The organism is Mesorhizobium sp. INR15, assembly GCF_015500075.1.
Lineage (GTDB): Bacteria > Pseudomonadota > Alphaproteobacteria > Rhizobiales > Rhizobiaceae > Mesorhizobium.
Map to the genome: position 1 here is coordinate 5,308,316 of NZ_CP045496.1, position 16,995 is coordinate 5,325,310.

Consider the following 16,995-nt stretch of genomic DNA (forward strand, 5'->3'; position numbering starts at 1 on the left):
GGTTAACACGTCCAGGATAACTCGCGAGAACGCTATCAACGGTGAACGATGTGTCGCCGCATTCGCATCTTTGGTGAACAGTCGAGATGCGTTATCTCCGGGACATCAACCCCATCCGGAGTATCTCAATGTCCATCAATTCCTCGGTCGCCGGTTCCGGCGCCGCTTCCAATGCCTCGGCCGCGATCTTGGCTGGCCGGGTGCTTCTGTCGGTCCTGTTCATCCTCTCGGGCTTTGCCAAGCTGACGGCCATTTCCGGCACCGCACAGTGGTTCGGCAGCATCGGCCTGCCTCTTCCGACGGTTGCCGCGGTCGGCTCGGGCCTGCTTGAATTCTTTGGCGGTCTCGCCATCCTGGTCGGCTTCAAGACGCGGATCGTGGCGATCGTGCTCGGCATTTTCACGCTCGCCGCCACGGCGATCGCGCATCTCGACTTTGCGGACCAGATGCAGATGCTGATGCTGCAGAAGAACCTCGGCATCACCGGCGGCTTCCTGCTGCTTTCGGTACTCGGCGCTGGCGCCTATTCGGTCGACGCCAAGCGCGGCTGAGCGACTACCGGTATCCAACGCTTGGGCGGCGCGGAATTTTCCGCGCCGCTTTTTCGTTGTCGGTTTATCGCACGCGTTGATTGCTGATAGGATCAAGGCGCGCGGCAACCAGTGGGGCCATTAGGCCCGCTTGCCGGCAACGGAGGTGATGGCATGCCCAGCAACGCGCTGCTTCTGCTTTCCCGAATACTGCTCGCCGCCCTGTTCGTCCCCTCGGGCTTCCATGCGCTGGGTGACATCGCCGGTACATCAGGCTATTTCGCCGGCCTCGGCCTGCCCCTGCCCATGCTGGCGGCCTGGGGCACTGGGTTGTTCGAGCTGCTTGCCGGGCTGCTTGTCCTTGTCGGCTTCCAGACACGGGTCGTCGCGCTGCTGCTCGCCGCCTTCTGCCTGGTTGCCGGCTTCATCGGCCATTATGGCCAAGGCGGCGGCGATGCGATGCTCGCGTTCCTGCACCAGCAGATGCTGATGAAGGATATCGCCATATCAGGCGGCTTCCTGGCGCTGGCCGTGGCAGGCGCCGGCGCTGTTTCGGTCGACAGCCGTCGTTCCTGAACTCGGTGGTTCCAGGGCGGATCGGGCTATTTCACCGTCATGCTAGGGCCGCCCTCGACCGCCAGCACGAGGCGGCGGTTGGTGATCCTGGCCAATTGCGCCAGCCGGCCGGCCGGCCGCTCGCCATAGAGATCGGCCAGCGATGCCGGCAGCACCAGCGCCAGCACGCCATTGCCGCGATTTTCCCATTTCAGCCGAGGCATGATGCCGGGCATCGATGCCGTCAGCAGATAGACGACGCGCATCATCGCGGCCAGCACGCGCGCCCGCTCGAGATAGCGTGGCGTTGCCAGCGCCTTGATTTCCGGAGCGATCGCCTCGTTGAAGATGCCGTCGTGACGATAGGCATTGGCCAGCGCCAGGAAGGCCCGGCCGGGGTGGTCGACGCCGTAGAAGGACGCATGAGCGATGATGTTGAGCGACTGCCTGCCGCGATATTCAGGATGCGCGCGCCAGCCGATATCGGCCAGCAATGCCGCCGCATGCCGGTAGCGCGCCTCGTCCTCGGTTTCCTCGATACCAAAAGAGGCAAAGGTCCTGCCCGTCCACTCGACCAGTTCATGGGCGTGGGAGACGGAGCGCGAGCGCAGCCGAGCCAACTCCTCTGACGCGGAGATCAGCGGATCGGACTTTTTTTCGACTTCGTCGAGCAGCGAATAGAGAAAGCCCTCGCGCACCCCGAGCGCCGAGACGATGATCTTCGACGGCTGCATGACCGCCATGATTTCCTGCAGCACAATGGCGCCATAAGGCAGCAGCGAACGGCGGTTCTTCGAGACGCCTTCGATGCCCTTGACCTTCTCGATCTCACCTTTCGCCACCTGCTTGAGGAAATTGGCTGCGCTTTCGATGCCAATCTCATAGTGGTGCATAACGCCGAGCGGGTAGTTGGTCATTTCCATGTGCAACCGGGCGAGATTTCGCCAGGTGCCGCCGACCGCGTAGAAAGGCCTGCCTTGCCCGCCTTTCAACAACTTCGCCCGCGCCAGTTCGTCGCGCGCGATCTTCGCCGCCTGAGCCAGCGAGTTCTTGGCCATGTCCTGCAGGCGCAGGCCGCCGAGCGGCAGGGTGATACCGTCGCCAATCGCCTCGCCGTTGACATCGACCAGCTCGAGACTCCCGCCGCCAAGGTCGCCGGCGATGCCATTGGCTGGGTGGAAACCGGAAATGACACCAAGCGCCGAATAATGCGCTTCCTGGCGGCCGGTCAGAACGCGGATCTCGGTCTTGAGGACATCCTCGGCGCGACGGATGAAATCGGGACCGTTTATCGCCTCACGCGCGGCGGCGGTGGCCAGCACATACATGTGCTCGGCGCCGGCCTGCTCGGAGAGCGCTCTGAAGCGCCGGAACTCCTCCATCGAGCGCGTCACCGCCTCGGGATCGAGCTTGCCTGTCGACACGATGCCGCGGCCGAGGCCGGCCAGCATCTTTTCGTTGAACAGCATGGTCGGCGAGCGCGCCAGCCCCTCATAAACGACAAGGCGGATCGAGTTCGATCCGATGTCGATGATGGACAGCGGTCGGCGGTCCTGCAGCCGGCCCTGGGAATCAGACAGCATCAGGCCGAGGCGTTCTTCTTGCGGCGCTTGAACTGCGCGATGCGTTTCGGCGCGTGCGATTTCAGCGCATCACCCCGTCCGGACAGGCTCGGATTGGTCATGAAATATTCCTGCGCGTTGAACGGTTCCTCGCCCTCTTCCAGCACCACGCGCCGGGAGGTCCCATCTGCCAATACGTCGAAACTTTGCTGGTTGTCCATGATGTTGCCCAGCATGATCTGGCCCAGAATCTGTTCATGCACAGTTGGATTGGTAATCGGCACCATGGTCTCGACACGACGGTCGAGATTGCGCGGCATCAGATCGGCTGAAGAGATGTAGACGATCGCCTCATCCGACGGCAGCCCGTGACCATTGCCAAAGCAAAAGATGCGGCTGTGTTCGAGGAAACGGCCGACAATCGATTTGACGCGGATGTTCTCAGACAGGCCCGGCACCTGCGGCCGCAAGCAGCAGATGCCACGGACGACGAGATCGATCTCGACGCCGGCGCGGCTGGCATCATAGAGCGCGTCGATGATGATCGGGTCGACCAGTGCGTTCATCTTCATCCAGATGCGCGATGCGCGGCCCTCCCGCGCATGAGCAACCTCATCGGCTATGTGCTTCAGAATGCGGCTTCTGAGCGTGAACGGTGAGATCGCCAGCCGCATCTCGTCCGTCGGCTCGGCGTATCCAGTGATGAAATTAAATAGCTGGGCGACATCGCGGGCGATGGTCGGATCGGTGGTGAAGAAGGACAGGTCGGTATATATGCGCGCGGTGACCGGATGATAGTTGCCGGTGCCGAGATGCACGTAATTGCGCAGCTTGCCGTCCTCGCGGCGCACAACCAGCGACATTTTCGAATGGGTCTTCAGTTCAAGGAAGCCGAACACGACTTGCACGCCAGCGCGCTCAAGGTCGCGCGCCCAGCGAATGTTGGCCTCCTCATCGAAGCGCGCCTTGAGCTCGACCAGCGCCGTTACAGACTTGCCGGCCTCGGCCGCGTCGACCAGCGCGCGCACGATCGGGCTGTCGTTAGAGGTACGATAGAGCGTCTGCTTGATCGCCACCACTTCGGGATCAGCCATCGCCTGACGCAGGAACTGTACGACCACGTCGAACGATTCGTAGGGGTGATGGACGACGATGTCCTTCTCGCGAATGGCAGCAAAACAATCGCCGCCATGCTCGCGGATGCGTTCGGGAAAGCGAGGATTGTATGGAACGAATTTCAGGTCGTCGCGTGGAACGGCGACAATCTCGGAAATCTGACTGAGCGCCAGCGGACCGGTCAGCACACTGATACGGCTCGACGATACACCAAGCTCGCCGGCGACGAATTCGCGCAATTCCGCCGGCATTAGCATGTCGAATTCGATGCGGATCACCGAACCCCGACGCCGACGCTTCAGTGCCGTCTCGAACAGGCGCACGAGATCCTCGGACTCTTCCTCGACCTCGATATCACTGTCGCGGATGATGCGGAACGTGCCGGAGCCCTTGACCTCGTAGCCGGGGAACAGCTTGCCGATATAGAGCCCGACGGCCTCTTCCAGCGGGATGAAGCGGACGTGGTGCTTGCGGTCCGGCAAGCGGATGAAGCGCTTAAGCGCCACCGGGAGGCGTAGCAGCGCGCTCATCTCCTCGCCGTTCTTGCGGTGGCGCAATTGCAGCGCCATCGAGAAACCAAGATTTGGGATGAACGGGAATGGATGGGCCGGGTCGATCGAAAGCGGTGTCAGCACCGGAAAGACCTGCTCCTGGAAATGGTCTTCAAGCCAGACCTTTTCATCCTTGGTCAGCGCATCACGGGTGATGCTCTCGATGCCTTCCTTGTTGAGCAACACGGTCAGCGCCGACAGGCTCTTCTGCTGGTCCTCCTGCAGCCGCTCGACCTCGCGCAAAAGCTGTTCGAGTTGCTGCTCTGGGGTACGACCGTCAGGGCTTTTCAGCGTGATCCCCTCGCGCACCTGGCCGGCCAGACCGGCGACACGCACCATGAAGAACTCGTCGAGATTGGCGGCCGAGATCGACAGGAAGCGGACACGCTCCAGGAGCGGATGATTGAGGTTCAGCGATTCTTCGAGAACGCGCCGATTGAATTGCAGCCAGGAGAACTCGCGATTGACGAAACGATCCGGATTGCCTTCCGGACTTGCCGTTTGCGTATGGACGAATTCGCTCTGCACCGGCTTCAGTTCGTTCATGGTTCCTGCTCTTCCCGCACCGCCAGCCGGTTAACCGGCTTAACTTATCCTCTGACAGGCTTTTGCGACAGTTTCATTTCATCGAACTTGCAAAGAGACCTGTTATGATCCAAACGCTGAGCAGAATGCGCTAAAGGAGACGATGATGGCAGGCGGTTCCATTCCCCATTTCCAGAACGATGCGGGCCATCCGGCGATCGACATCGGCGTCAAGGAATTCATGTGCACCGGCGCCAACCCGCCCTTCGACCATCCGCATGTGTTTCTCGACATGGGTGACGACAATGAAAAGGTATGCCCTTATTGCTCGACGCTTTACCGCTATTCAGCCAAGCTGAAGGCAAGCGAAACGCTGCCGGCCGGGTGCATCTATATCGATCAGGCAGCCTGATTCGCCACTAGCCATGGACGATACGCGCTCCCGGCAGGTATTTATCGCCGGGGCTGGCGTCGCCGGACTGACCGCGGCCATTGCTTTCGCCGAGCGCGGCTATGTGGTGAACGTGTTCGAGCAGGCCCAGCAACTCGAAGCGGCAGGCGCCGGCATTCAACTTTCTCCCAACGCGACGCGCATCCTGCGCCAACTTGGTGTGCTCGATCACCTGCTACCGGCTGCCGTGCGGCCTGACGCCGTCGTGCTCAAGGACGCAGGCACCTTGCGCGAACTGGCGCGCGTGCCGTTTGGGCAAGCAGCAGAAACGCGCTGGCAGGCCCCCTATCTCGTGGCTCACCGCGCCGATTTGCAGAGCGCACTGATGGCACGCGTCACCGGTATGCCGGGCATCCACATCAACACCGGCGCGCAGGTCAGCAGCGTTGCCTCCGGTTCACTCGTTGTCACGATGAGAGCCGGGATCGGCCGCAAGATCGTCGACACCGAAGGCTTCCTGCTGGTCGGTGCAGATGGCGTCTGGTCATCGGTGCGCGGGTTTGGCGGAACCGCCTCACAGAGCAGGTTTTCGGGCGAACTGGCCTGGCGCGCCACGATCCCCGCCGACAGCGTTGCCGGCACCGCCTTCGCGGCTGTCGGTGCGGCCGATTGCGTCACCACCTTCCTGCATCCAGGCTTCCATATGGTCGCCTATCCCGTCAGCAATGGTGCTGCTTTCAATCTCGCCGCTTTCACCAAGGGCGAGCGGATCGCCGAGGGCTGGTCCGGCAATGCCGATGCGAAAATCCTGGCGAGCGCCGCACGGGGTGCGTCGCCCGCGCTGATGCGGCTGGTCGAACTGGCTGGCCCGTGGACTGCGTGGCCGATCCATACGGTCGATCCAAAGCAGCCGTGGACGGCACAGGATGGCATCGCGCTGATCGGTGACGCGGCGCATGCGATGACGCCGTTCGCGGCGCAAGGTGCGGCAATGGCGATCGAGGATGCGGTGACACTTGCCGGCTTCGTCGCCGCCTTCCCTGCTGACCGCCCCGGCGCACTCGCCAGTTGGGAGCAGTCCCGCCGGTCGCGTGTCGCCCAGGCCGCCCGCCGCGGCGTCGTCAACCGCCTCGCCTGGCATGCGGCCGGACCGGTGGCGATGGCTCGCAACCTGTTCCTGAAAATGCGTTCGCCTGAAAAACTCGCCGCCGATCTCGACTGGCTCTATGGCTGGCAGCCGCAGATACTGCCCTGACTGGCCAGGCCGAACGATGCCGACTGAAGGCCGCTAATTGTAGAGCCGCATCGACAGGCCGAGCGATACCGGCAGCGGGTTCCACCAGCCGGTGCGCAGACCAGCGGCGCGTAGTGCCGCGGCGGTCCAGGTGTTACAACCGACCAGCGCGTTGAAATGGCCATTGGCTTCGAAGAACCGGTCGAAATTGGAGTAGGCGGCATTCTCGATGACGAGCGGACCGGCCGGTCCGCGCTGAAAACTCGCGTCGATGAAATCGAGCAGCGCCGCAAAACGCTCTTCACTGATATCGAAACCGGCAACGTTGGCTTGCGGCTCGGCGATGTCGGCGGTGATATCGACATGCATGACCGAGGTGTCGATCGTCAGCGCCTTCATCACCGGCACTGCCTTCAACTGCGACCAGGTCGGTGTTTCCAGGTAAAATGCGCGGCCGCCCCAACCGAAGACGATGTAGCGCACTTCGGGCATGTCGGTGGGGACGCCGGCCTCGACGAGGAAGCGGAAGCGTTGACGCACCGCATCATCGACCGGGATGGCGATATCGGTGTGGATCGGGTTTTTCAGAACCAGGATGTGACGTGTCGCGACAGACTGCTCCCCGGCAGCGCGCAAGAGCGGTCTCGGCACGAATGTGCCCAGCGTCACGGCGAGTGCCACCATGATCAAGAGAAAGCCTAGATAACGTCCGAACTTCTTCATCGCCAGCGGCCTTGCAAACACACCTCGGCTCGGCCCTAACAACCCGCCTTCTGTACACCCATACGAAAAAGAGCCCGGCGATGTTTCAGCCGGGCTCTTTTGACTGGTGCGAGAGCGATCAGTGCAGGATCTGCGACAGGAACAGCTTGGTGCGTTCGTGGCGCGGATGGTCGAAGAACTCCGCAGGCGTGTTCTGCTCGACGATCTGGCCCTGATCCATGAAGATCACCCGGTTGGCGACCTTGCGGGCAAAGCCCATTTCGTGGGTGACGCACAGCATGGTCATGCCTTCTTCGGCCAGACCCACCATCGTCTCCAGCACTTCCTTGATCATTTCCGGATCGAGCGCCGAGGTCGGCTCGTCGAACAGCATGATGCGCGGGTTCATGCACAGCGAACGGGCAATCGCCACGCGCTGCTGCTGGCCGCCGGAAAGCTGCCCAGGATATTTGTTGGCCTGCTCCGGGATCTTGACGCGCTTGAGGAAATGCATGGCGATTTCCTCGGCCTGTTTCTTCGGCGTCTTGCGCACCCAGATCGGCGCCAGCGTGCAGTTCTCCAGGATGGTCAGGTGCGGGAACAGGTTGAAGTGCTGGAACACCATGCCGACCTCGCGGCGCACTTCGTCGATCTTCTTGAGATCGTTGGTCAGTTCCTTGCCGTCGACAATGATCTTGCCCTTCTGGTGCTCTTCCAGCCGGTTGATGCAGCGGATCATCGTCGATTTGCCGGAGCCCGAGGGACCGCAGATGACGATGCGCTCGCCGCGCATCACTTTCAGATTGATGTCCTTCAGCACATGGAACTCGCCGTACCATTTGTGCATGGCGATGATGTCGATGGCGACATCGGTCGTGGAAATCTGCATCTTGGCGGCGTTGACCTTGATCTCTTCCGCGCTGACGGCATTTTCTGTAGCCATGTATAGGTCCCCTTGGCCTTTTGTTTAGCGTTTGTGGCCGGTGTCGAGTCGGCGTTCGGTGTACATTGAATAGCGCGACATGCCGAAGCAGAAAAGCCAGAACACGAAGGCAGCGAAGACCAGGCCGGACTTTGCCGTCTGCGCCGTCGCCCAGTTGGCGTCGGCGAAGTTCTGCTTGACGACGCCAAGCAGGTCAAACATCGAGATCACGATGACCAGGCTGGTGTCCTTAAAGGTGCCGATAAAGGTGTTGACGATGCCGGGAATGACCAGCTTCAGCGCCTGCGGCATGACGATCAGCACCATCTTCTGCCAGTAGCCGAGGCCTAAGGAATCGGCGCCTTCATACTGTCCCTTGGAGATAGCCTGCAGACCGCCGCGCACCACTTCGGCCATATAGGCCGCGGCAAACAGCGAGACACCGATCAGCGCGCGCAGGAATTTGTCGAAGGTGACGCCTTCCGGCAGGAACAGCGGCAGCATGACGCTGGCAAAGAACAGGACCGTGATGAGCGGGATGCCACGCACCGCCTCGATAAAGACCACGCAAAGCGTTTTGATGATCGGCATCTTCGAACGCCGGCCGAGCGCCAGCATGATGCCGAGCGGCAGCGATGCGGCGATGCCGGCGAACGACAGGCTGAGTGTCACCAGCAGGCCGCCCCACAGCGACGTTTCGACATGTTCCAGGCCAAACATGCCGCCGATGAGCAGGATGAAGGCAACGACTGGCAACACAGCGAAAAGGAGGATGGCGTTCAATCCTTTGCGGGGCACGCGCGGGATCAGCAGCGGCACCAGTAGCGCGATCGTCAGGATAGCCACCAGGATCGGCCGCCAGCGCTCTTCAATGGGGTAGCGGCCGAACATGAACTGGCCGAATTTGGCATTGACGAAGGCCCAGCAGGCGCCGCTCCAGCCATCCGGCTGGATGCCGCCCTGCGCCACGGTGGCGCAGAAGGTGCGATCGGTGCCCGTCCACTGCGCGTTGATGAAGGCCCAGTTGATGGCTTGCGGCAGGATCATGGCAACCAGCACGATGCCGATGATGGTCAAGATCGTATCCCCCGCCGAAGCGATGAGATTCTTGCGCACCCAGGCACCGAGGCCACTGACACTGGACGGTGCCGGTTGCGCCAGCGCCATTTCGGTGCGAACCCAGGACATATCGTGTTCTTGCATGTCCCTACCTTTCCACCAGCGCCATGCGGGCGTTGACGACGTTCATCACCGCCGATGTGACCAGGCTGAGCGCGAGATAAACCACCATCATGATCAAGACGCCTTCGACTGCCTGGCCGGTCTGGTTCAAGACCGTGCCAGCGGTTGCCGTCAGATCGGGATAACCGATGGCGATGGCCAGCGATGAGTTCTTGGTCAGGTTGAGATACTGGCTGGTCAGCGGCGGAATGACGATGCGCATCGCTTGGGGAACCACGACAAGCCGCAAAATCGACCCAGGCCGCAACCCGAGCGCGCCGGCTGCCTCGGTCTGGCCCTTGCTGACACCCATGATACCGGCACGCACGATCTCGGCAATGAACGAAGCCGTGTAGCAGGACAACGCCAGATAGAGCGACAGGAACTCCGGCTTGACCTGGAAGCCGCCGGTCAGGTTGAAAGTCGACTGCTTTGGGAAATCAAAGGTCAGCGGGAAGCCGCTCAGCGCATAGGCGAGCAACGGCAGTCCCATGATCAGCGCGACCGAGGTCCAGAGCACAGGAAACTGCTGACCGGTTGCCATCTGTCGCTGCTTGGCTTTGCGGGCAACGAACCAGGCCATGGCAATGCCGACGACCAGCGCCACGAAGATCAGCCAGGAGCCCTCGCCCCAGACGGCGCGGGGAAAATAGAAGCCGCGCTGGTTGAGGAAGGAGCCAAACGGCAGGTTGATGCTGTCGCGTGGCGCCGGCAGCACGGAAAGCACCCCGGAATACCAGAAGAAGATGACCAGCAGCGGCGGGATGTTGCGGAAGACCTCGACATAGACCGTGCAGATCTTTCGGATCAGCCAGTTGCGCGACATCCGGCCGATACCAACTAAAAAGCCGATCATCGTCGCTGTGATAATGCCGGCTACGGCAACGATCAGCGTGTTGAGGAAGCCGACCAAAATGGCGCGGCCATAAGTTGAATCGGATGAATAGGCGATCGCACTATCACTGATGTCGAAGCCGGCTCGCCCCTTGAGAAACTGGAAGCCGGACGCAATGTGCAAGCGGGCCAGATTGTCGATGACGTTGTGGACGATCCACCAGACCGCCGCCACCAGCACGATGACGACCACTGCCTGATAGAAAATCCCGCGAACCGTTGGATCATTGATGAAGGAACCTCGGGCGGGTTCTTCGCGAAGAACTTCCTGCGATGCCATGCGACTATCCTCTGAAAGAGAAACCGGAAGGCAGACGATCTGCCTTCCGGATCACATTTCGATCAGCGGATCGGCGGAGCGTATTGCAGGCCACCCTTGGTCCACAGCGCGTTGATGCCGCGAGCGATCTTCAGCGGGCTGCCCGAACCGACATTGCGGTCGAACATTTCGCCGTAGTTGCCGGTAGCCTTGACGATATTGACAACCCAGTCATTGGAAACGCCGAGATCGGTGCCGATCTTGGTGTCCGCTTCCTGGCCAAGCACGCGCTTGATCTCAGGGCTGGCGGAGCCTTTCATTTCATCGACATTGGCCTTGGTGATGCCGAGTTCCTCGGCGTCGAGCAACGCGAAATAGGTCCACTTGACGATGTGGTACCACTGATCATCGCCCTGGCGCACTGCAGGTCCGAGCGGCTCCTTCGAGATGATCTCGGGCAGCACGACATGGTCGGCCGGTGAGCCAAGTGTCAGGCGAATGCCATAAAGGCCCGACTGGTCGGTGGTGTAGACGTCGCAGCGGCCGGCGTCATAGGCGGCGTTGACCTCTTCCAGCTTCTCGAAGACGACGGGGTTGTATTCCATCTTGTTGGCCTTGAAGTAGTCGGCCAGGTTGAGTTCGGTGGTGGTGCCGCTCTGCACGCAGACGGCAGCGCCGGAAAGCTGCAGCGCCGAATTGACGCCCGGCAGCTTCTTGGCGTTGATCATGAAGCCCTGGCCGTCATAGTACGTGGTGCCGATGAAGTTCAGGCCCAGTGCCGTGTCGCGGTTGATGGTCCAGGTGGTGTTGCGCGAAAGGATGTCGATTTCGCCTGACTGCAGCGCGGTAAAGCGTTCCTTGGCGCTGAGCGGTGTGAACTTGACCTTGGTGCCATCACCGAAGACGGCAGCCGCGACGGCGCGGCAGAAGTCGGCATCGATGCCTTGCCAATCACCCTTGTCGTCCGGCGCCGAAAAGCCGGCGAGACCGGTGGAAACGCCGCATTGGACGAAGCCCTTGGCCTTCACGGTATCGAGCGTGCCAGCCGACGCGGATGAAGCCATCATGCCAAGCGTCGCGGCACCAAGAATGCCGATTGCAATGTGTTTCATGACCCACAGACCCTTTTCTGTTTTCAGGCAAACCCTGATCTTTTCCCGTGTGAACGCAGCTTCCCATTCCGGCCCATTCCCGGAACCCCACATCGTAACCGACGCGCCGCCTCCCATTCACGAACAGCATCGAAGGCGATAATTCCCGTGAGGTCAAGGGAAATGACCGAATCCGAAGCGGTTTGAAAACCGATTGGCGCAATTGCCTGAATTGCAGACAATCGCGCCAGGAAAGTAGCAAGCCGCGCAAATGAAATCGGCATAATCCTGTCAACGCAAAGCCGCGCTTGGGCAGCGGTAGCGGCCTCTGGCTTTACTCCGCGTTGCTGGCTCTCCGCCGCCATCAACTTGCAGGATTGCGAGCTTCATTCGCCGCCGGCGGCGGCACACCGCCCTGTATTCAAGGCGTACCAGCCAGGAGCCAGATGCCTGCAAGTACCATCAATGTGCCGGAGAGGCGCGGAATCAACCGTCCAAAAGGAACCGTCTTCTCGAGGAGAACAAGGATGGCGATGCCGGCGATCCACAGCACGTTCATGACGCCGCCGACGAAAAGCAGCGTCATGAGCGCCCAGCAACAGCCAAGGCAATAAGCGCCATGCTCGATGCCGAGCCAAAGCGCGCCTGACGGATTGGAGCGGAAGCCGCCATGGCTCGAAAGAAATGCGATCGGCGTCTGGCATTGCCTGAGGCAAGCCGCTTTCACCGGCGTCCATTGATAGAGGCCGGCGGCGATGAGCACGAGGCCGCCGAGAACCATATTGTTGGCCGCCATCACAGGCGAAAGCAAAGCGAGACGAGCCAGCAGCCATTGCGCCAGGGTCGCAACGACCGAGAAGGCACCCCAGACGAGCACATAACCGGCAAAGAAGCACCCGGTCGACGCGATCGGCCGCCCGTCCATGCGCGCCTTGCGGCCAACGCCGGCATAGAGCAGGACCATGGGCGCCACCGACGGCGTCATCATGCCGACCATCATCACCGCCCACATTGCCAAGATGAAGGCAAAGTCAGCCGGCGCCCAGGCCCGGAACACAGGCGCCATCGCGGCGCCGGTGCCGTCCATATCCATGCCGGGCATATCCATGCCGGACATGTCCATACCGCCACCTGACGCGGCAGGGGGAGTGCTATCGGGCATCGCCATGCCGGCGGCAAGCCACAGCACATAGCCCCAGGCGAGGATGGTAATGACGACGAGCGCGACCGTCACGACGACCCGATCGCGCCGCAGGACCGCCTCGATTGCCGTGTCGTTCATGGCGTCAGGTCAGTGAACTATGCCGCTTTGCGAAAGATGGATGTCGGCGAAATGCGCGTGGGTGTCCGCCACCTCGAATGCGATCGGTCCGGTCGCCTTGCTCCAGCCGCGTCCTACCTCGGCGAGAGAATATTCGAAGCCTTGCGGGAGGTCGATGCGTGCGCGGTGCACGGCGCCGGTGACTGGGTTCTTGATCGGCTCGCCGTGGCCATCGGTCACGCCGGGCACACGCAGCCGGCCGGTGCGCGCATTGACGTCGACTTCCAGATGGATGACGGCGAAGATCGGTTCGTGGACTTTTTCCAACGTGGTGGAGAACACCTGGAAAATGGTGGCGCCGGGTTCGGTGTCCTCGCCGCTGAGAATGCGAAGCAGCGCGCCGCGCTGCGCTTCGCTGGCCCTTTCGTCGATGACCACCGCGGCCTCGCCCTTGCCCTGATGGATAGCGCCGGGCCAGCGAAAGACTCCGGCGAAGCGCAACCCATCAAGCCTGGTATCGCCATGATGGCCGCGCTCGATTTCCATGCCAACGACTGCCTCGCAGAATCCATATGTCGGCAATGCGTTGAACTGGCACGGGCAGCCATAGGCACAGTTGCAGTTGACGAATTCGCGCGCCTTAATTGTCCATTTGACGTCGGGCATGATTTTCCTCCCCTTGCCTGTGTTCATCCTCTTGGCATGTCTGCATCGCGGGAACCGCACGCAGCCGGGAACGATCGTCCGGCGCGCATAGGCAATCCGGCAATGGTCGTATATTAGCTAATCACCATATATCTTTCACCACCGTCTTCATAGCCCGGCATCGCAGGGTGCCGACCCCACTGCCAGACGGCCGCGGCTGCCTGATCTAGGGTGATTTGGCATATTCGATGCCGGCCGCCTGGCGGGTGCCAAACGGTTGCACGGTCCCAGCCGCCGCTCTATGGCTAGCGTCTTATCAAAAGGCGACAAACGATGGCAAAAGACGGCAACGAAATGGGTATCAACACGCGGCTTGCCCATTCCGGCAACAACCCGCACGACTATTTCGGCTTCGTCAATCCGCCGGTAGTGCACGCCTCGACCGTGCTGTTTCCCAATGCGGGTACGATGGCGGCACGCAGCCAGAAATACACCTATGGCACACGCGGCACGCCAACCACCGACGCACTCGCCCAGGCGATCGACGCGCTGGAGGGGTCGGCCGGCACGATCCTGGTGCCATCGGGGCTGGCGGCGGTCACGGTGCCGCTGCTCGCTTTCGTCTCGGCCGGTGACCATCTCCTGATCGTCGATACGGTCTACCACCCGACCCGCAACTTCGCCGATACGATGCTGAAGCGGCTGGGTGTCGAGGTGGAGTATTATGATCCACGTATCGGTGCCGGTATCGCGGCGCTGATCAAGCCGAACACCAGGGTGGTGTTCACGGAATCGCCCGCGTCAAACACATTCGAGATGCAGGATATTCCCGCAATCGCCAAGGCGGCACATGCCGCCGGCGCGATCGTGATGATGGACAACACCTGGGCAACGCCATTGTATTTCCGCCCGCTCGATCATGGTGTCGACATTTCCATCCATGCGGCGACAAAATACCCGGCAGGCCATTCGGATGTGTTGCTCGGCACGGTGTCGGCCAACGACGCCTGCTGGAAGCAACTGTATGAAAGCTTCTGCACGCTCGGTTGTTGCGCCGGTCCCGACGACGTCTACCAGGTGCTGCGCGGGTTGCGCACCATGGGCGTGCGTCTTGAGCACCACCAGCGCAGCGCCCTCAGCATCGCCAAGCGGCTGGAGGGCCAGAAGGGCGTGGCAGACGTGCTCCACCCAGCCCTTCCCAGCCATCCCGATTACGCCCTGTGGAAGCGCGACTTCTCCGGATCGAGCGGCATCTTTTCCATCGTGCTCGACGGCGGCGACCAGAAGCAGCAGCACGCTTTCCTCGACGCGCTGAAAATCTTCGGGCTTGGTTACTCCTGGGGCGGCTATGAGAGCCTCGCGGTGCCTGTCTGGCTCGGCGACCGGGTCGTCGCCAGGGAACCTTACGCCGGCCCGCTGATCCGCCTGCAGATCGGCCTCGAGGATGTCGAGGACTTGCAGGCCGATCTGATGCGCGGCCTGGCTGCCGCGGCGGCCGCCAGCTAATCGCCCAGGCGCGGAATATTGTTTCCATAAACCGCAGTTTTTCGGATCGATTTGGCTTTCAAAATCGACGATGTCGGATCATTGCGGTATGATCATTCCAGCGTCTTCATAGAGCTTCCGGCGCCATGGCCTTCCGTCTGTTTGTCCCTATTCTCGCCGGCGCGACCTTGCGCGAACGGCTGGTCGCCTGCATCGGCGCGATGATCGGCATCGCGCTGACCGGTGCCATTTGCGGTCTGGCGCTCGGCAGCGGACCGCACATACCGTTGATGGTGGCGCCGATGGGCGCTTCGGCGGTGCTGCTTTTCGCCGTCCCGGCCAGCCCGCTGGCGCAGCCCTGGTCGATCATCGGCGGCAACACGATATCGGCGCTGGTCGGCGTGATCGTGGTGCATTTCGTGCACCAGCCGGTTCTGGCTACCGGCATCGCCGTGTCGCTGGCGATCGCTGCCATGTCGTTCGCGCGTTGCCTGCATCCGCCGGGCGGGGCAGCTGCGCTGACCGCTGTGTTCGGCGGGCCAGCCGTCATCAGTGCCGGCTTCCTGTTCCCCTTTGTGCCCGTCGCGGTGAACTCGATCCTGCTGGTGGCGCTGGGTTACGGTTTCCACAAACTTGCCCGGCGCAACTACCCGCACGTAGCCGCCCCTGCACCGAAAAGCACGCATGGAACCATCGATCCGCCGGCGCAATTGCGCGTCGGCTTCCGGACCGAGGACATCGATGCCGCGCTTAGTACGCTTGAAGAGACCTTCGACATCGACCGCAACGATCTTGACCGGTTGCTGCGCCAGGTGGAACTGCAGGCAATGGTGCGCGAGCATGCCACCTTGTTGTGCGAAGACATCATGTCGCGCGACGTGATCTCGGTTGACATGGCCGCGCCCGTCGAACAGGCGCGTCAGTTGCTGCTCGACCACAATGTCCGCACCTTGCCGGTTGTGGATGGCGACTCCAGGCTGGTTGGCACCGTTGGTCTTCGTGAATTAGCCCATGCCTCGGGAGCAGTTGGCACGGTCACATCGACAGCGGCAACCGCCGCCGCGAGCGACCCGGCGATGGCGCTGTTGCCGGTCCTGACGGATGGCCGCAGCCATGCGGTCATCATAGTGGATGACAAGATGCACATTCTCGGGCTGATCACCCAGACCGATCTCCTGGCGGCAACGGCGCGCTTACAAAATACAGACAGGCGGTCCGCCAAAGCCCTATTATAGGCTTCAGCCGCAACCGGCTGCCTGGTTGGGAACCTTTCCTCGAGAGATACATCCAATGTCTCGAAGAAGGTCGGCGAGGAGGTCGCAATGCCTGCAGTCTTGACAGCGGCACCTGTTCTTGCCGACGAAATGCAGCTCGTGCGCCGCGCACTGGCGCATGACGGCGATGCCTTTCGCGCGATCATGAAGGCCCATAACCAGCGGCTCTACCGGCTGGCGCGTGGCGTGCTCCGCAACGACAGCGATGCCGAGGATGCCGTCCAGGAAGCCTATGTACGGGCCTTCGCCCATCTCGACGCCTTTCGCGGCGATTCTTCGCTGGCCACCTGGCTGTCACGGATCGTCCTTAACGAGGCGCTCGGCCGCCTGCGCAAACGGCGACGGACGGTGGCTGTCGCGATGCCGGATGACCGCCAGGCCGAGATCATCCCCTTCCCCCTCAATCCAAGCGACGATCCGGAGCGGACGATGGCGCAACGGCAGATCCTGCAGCTTGTCGAACAGGCGACCGACAATCTTCCCGACGTCTATCGCTGCGTGTTCATGGCCCGGGTCGTCGAAGGGCTGAGCATCGAGGAAACCGCCGAACTGCTTGGCGTGCGCGCTGAAACGGTCAAGACCCGGCTGCATCGCGCCCGGACCCTGCTGCGCAAGGCGCTGGAGGACCAGATCGGCCCGGTGCTGCTGGATGCCTTCCCCTTCGCCGGCCGGCGCTGCGAGCGGCTTACAGAAGCCGTGATGAAGCGGCTCGATCTTGGATTTAATTAGCTCCCATCTCACTGATTTCCCGGGAACGTTTGCCCATTTCCCGCATCC

Annotated in this window: 16 protein-coding genes; 7 read left to right on the forward strand and 9 right to left on the reverse strand. The window is 61.8% G+C overall.

All coding sequences use genetic code 11. The features are described 5' to 3' along the window. The first annotated feature begins 128 nt into the window (after positions 1-128). Positions 129-551 (forward strand): DoxX family protein, encoded by a 423-nt coding sequence (locus GA829_RS25925; RefSeq protein ID WP_195175429.1) that lies wholly within the window; start codon positions 129-131, stop codon positions 549-551. Positions 552-704: 153 nt separating this feature from the next. Beyond that, on the forward strand, positions 705-1,106 hold the full coding sequence (locus GA829_RS25930; RefSeq protein ID WP_195175430.1) for a DoxX family protein: 402 nt from the start codon (positions 705-707) through the stop codon (positions 1,104-1,106). A 26-nt stretch (positions 1,107-1,132) separates the two neighbouring features. On the opposite strand, the gene ppx is transcribed toward GA829_RS25930, so the two are convergent. Further along, complete coding sequence (gene ppx, locus GA829_RS25935) at positions 1,133-2,668, reverse strand: exopolyphosphatase (RefSeq protein ID WP_195175431.1); 1,536 nt, start codon at positions 2,666-2,668, stop codon at positions 1,133-1,135. Then, on the reverse strand, positions 2,668-4,860 hold the full coding sequence (locus tag GA829_RS25940) for an RNA degradosome polyphosphate kinase (protein WP_195175432.1): 2,193 nt from the start codon (positions 4,858-4,860) through the stop codon (positions 2,668-2,670). The genes ppx and GA829_RS25940 overlap by 1 nt, the downstream gene beginning before the upstream one ends. Before the next feature lie 145 nt (positions 4,861-5,005). Here GA829_RS25940 and GA829_RS25945 point away from each other — a divergent pair, with 145 nt between their 5' ends. Beyond that, the gene (locus tag GA829_RS25945; RefSeq protein WP_195175433.1) at positions 5,006-5,251 is read left to right on the forward strand and encodes a zinc-finger domain-containing protein; all 246 of its coding nucleotides are present in this window, start codon (positions 5,006-5,008) and stop codon (positions 5,249-5,251) included. Between the two features lie 13 nt (positions 5,252-5,264). After that, positions 5,265-6,485 carry an FAD-dependent monooxygenase gene (locus GA829_RS25950; RefSeq protein WP_195175434.1) on the forward strand — a complete coding sequence of 407 codons (1,221 nt, stop codon included), beginning with the start codon at positions 5,265-5,267 and terminating at the stop codon, positions 6,483-6,485. Between the two features lie 33 nt (positions 6,486-6,518). Here GA829_RS25950 and GA829_RS25955 read toward each other — a convergent pair whose 3' ends face one another. From GA829_RS25955 to GA829_RS25985, 7 genes are all read right to left on the reverse strand, one after another. Further along, positions 6,519-7,187: a TIGR02117 family protein gene (locus tag GA829_RS25955; RefSeq protein WP_195175435.1), complete on the reverse strand. Its 669-nt coding sequence runs from the start codon at positions 7,185-7,187 to the stop codon at positions 6,519-6,521. A gap of 118 nt (positions 7,188-7,305) precedes the next feature. Next, entirely contained in the window at positions 7,306-8,055 is a 750-nt protein-coding gene (locus GA829_RS25960) for an amino acid ABC transporter ATP-binding protein (RefSeq protein WP_031213892.1), read from the reverse strand. Between the two features lie 78 nt (positions 8,056-8,133). Then, positions 8,134-9,291 carry an amino acid ABC transporter permease gene (locus GA829_RS25965; protein ID WP_195175436.1) on the reverse strand — a complete coding sequence of 386 codons (1,158 nt, stop codon included), beginning with the start codon at positions 9,289-9,291 and terminating at the stop codon, positions 8,134-8,136. A gap of 4 nt (positions 9,292-9,295) precedes the next feature. After that, positions 9,296-10,483, reverse strand: coding sequence for an amino acid ABC transporter permease (locus GA829_RS25970; RefSeq protein WP_195175437.1), 1,188 nt, complete (start codon positions 10,481-10,483; stop codon positions 9,296-9,298). A 62-nt stretch (positions 10,484-10,545) separates the two neighbouring features. After that, positions 10,546-11,574, reverse strand: a complete 1,029-nt coding sequence (locus tag GA829_RS25975; protein ID WP_195175438.1) for an amino acid ABC transporter substrate-binding protein — start codon at positions 11,572-11,574, stop codon at positions 10,546-10,548. A 400-nt stretch (positions 11,575-11,974) separates the two neighbouring features. Further along, positions 11,975-12,835, reverse strand: a complete 861-nt coding sequence (locus GA829_RS25980; RefSeq protein ID WP_195175439.1) for a DUF2182 domain-containing protein — start codon at positions 12,833-12,835, stop codon at positions 11,975-11,977. 9 nt (positions 12,836-12,844) lie between these two features. Then, positions 12,845-13,480 carry a DUF1326 domain-containing protein gene (locus GA829_RS25985; protein ID WP_195175440.1) on the reverse strand — a complete coding sequence of 212 codons (636 nt, stop codon included), beginning with the start codon at positions 13,478-13,480 and terminating at the stop codon, positions 12,845-12,847. A 312-nt stretch (positions 13,481-13,792) separates the two neighbouring features. Between GA829_RS25985 and GA829_RS25990 the strand changes: the two genes are divergently transcribed. From GA829_RS25990 to GA829_RS26000, 3 genes are all read left to right on the forward strand, one after another. Then, positions 13,793-14,965 (forward strand): cystathionine beta-lyase, encoded by a 1,173-nt coding sequence (locus tag GA829_RS25990; protein WP_195175441.1) that lies wholly within the window; start codon positions 13,793-13,795, stop codon positions 14,963-14,965. 125 nt (positions 14,966-15,090) lie between these two features. Continuing rightward, positions 15,091-16,179 (forward strand): HPP family protein, encoded by a 1,089-nt coding sequence (locus GA829_RS25995; RefSeq protein WP_195175442.1) that lies wholly within the window; start codon positions 15,091-15,093, stop codon positions 16,177-16,179. Between the two features lie 87 nt (positions 16,180-16,266). Next, positions 16,267-16,947, forward strand: coding sequence for an RNA polymerase sigma factor (locus tag GA829_RS26000; protein WP_195175443.1), 681 nt, complete (start codon positions 16,267-16,269; stop codon positions 16,945-16,947). Positions 16,948-16,995 lie beyond the last annotated feature (48 nt).

Excerpts from the sequence above, each read along its gene's own strand:
- GA829_RS25925 (WP_195175429.1), top strand. The coding sequence starts at position 129 with ATGTCCATCAATTCCTCGGTCGCCGGTTCCGGCGCCGCTTCCAATGCC.
- GA829_RS25930 (WP_195175430.1), top strand. The coding sequence starts at position 705 with ATGCCCAGCAACGCGCTGCTTCTGCTTTCCCGAATACTGCTCGCCGCC.
- ppx (WP_195175431.1), bottom strand. The coding sequence starts at position 2,668 with ATGCTGTCTGATTCCCAGGGCCGGCTGCAGGACCGCCGACCGCTGTCC.
- GA829_RS25940 (WP_195175432.1), bottom strand. The coding sequence starts at position 4,860 with ATGAACGAACTGAAGCCGGTGCAGAGCGAATTCGTCCATACGCAAACG.
- GA829_RS25945 (WP_195175433.1), top strand. The coding sequence starts at position 5,006 with ATGGCAGGCGGTTCCATTCCCCATTTCCAGAACGATGCGGGCCATCCG.
- GA829_RS25950 (WP_195175434.1), top strand. The coding sequence starts at position 5,265 with ATGGACGATACGCGCTCCCGGCAGGTATTTATCGCCGGGGCTGGCGTC.
- GA829_RS25955 (WP_195175435.1), bottom strand. The coding sequence starts at position 7,187 with ATGAAGAAGTTCGGACGTTATCTAGGCTTTCTCTTGATCATGGTGGCA.
- GA829_RS25960 (WP_031213892.1), bottom strand. The coding sequence starts at position 8,055 with ATGCAGATTTCCACGACCGATGTCGCCATCGACATCATCGCCATGCAC.
- GA829_RS25965 (WP_195175436.1), bottom strand. The coding sequence starts at position 9,291 with ATGCAAGAACACGATATGTCCTGGGTTCGCACCGAAATGGCGCTGGCG.
- GA829_RS25970 (WP_195175437.1), bottom strand. The coding sequence starts at position 10,483 with ATGGCATCGCAGGAAGTTCTTCGCGAAGAACCCGCCCGAGGTTCCTTC.
- GA829_RS25975 (WP_195175438.1), bottom strand. The coding sequence starts at position 11,574 with ATGAAACACATTGCAATCGGCATTCTTGGTGCCGCGACGCTTGGCATG.
- GA829_RS25980 (WP_195175439.1), bottom strand. The coding sequence starts at position 12,835 with ATGAACGACACGGCAATCGAGGCGGTCCTGCGGCGCGATCGGGTCGTC.
- GA829_RS25985 (WP_195175440.1), bottom strand. The coding sequence starts at position 13,480 with ATGCCCGACGTCAAATGGACAATTAAGGCGCGCGAATTCGTCAACTGC.
- GA829_RS25990 (WP_195175441.1), top strand. The coding sequence starts at position 13,793 with ATGGCAAAAGACGGCAACGAAATGGGTATCAACACGCGGCTTGCCCAT.
- GA829_RS25995 (WP_195175442.1), top strand. The coding sequence starts at position 15,091 with ATGGCCTTCCGTCTGTTTGTCCCTATTCTCGCCGGCGCGACCTTGCGC.
- GA829_RS26000 (WP_195175443.1), top strand. The coding sequence starts at position 16,267 with ATGCCTGCAGTCTTGACAGCGGCACCTGTTCTTGCCGACGAAATGCAG.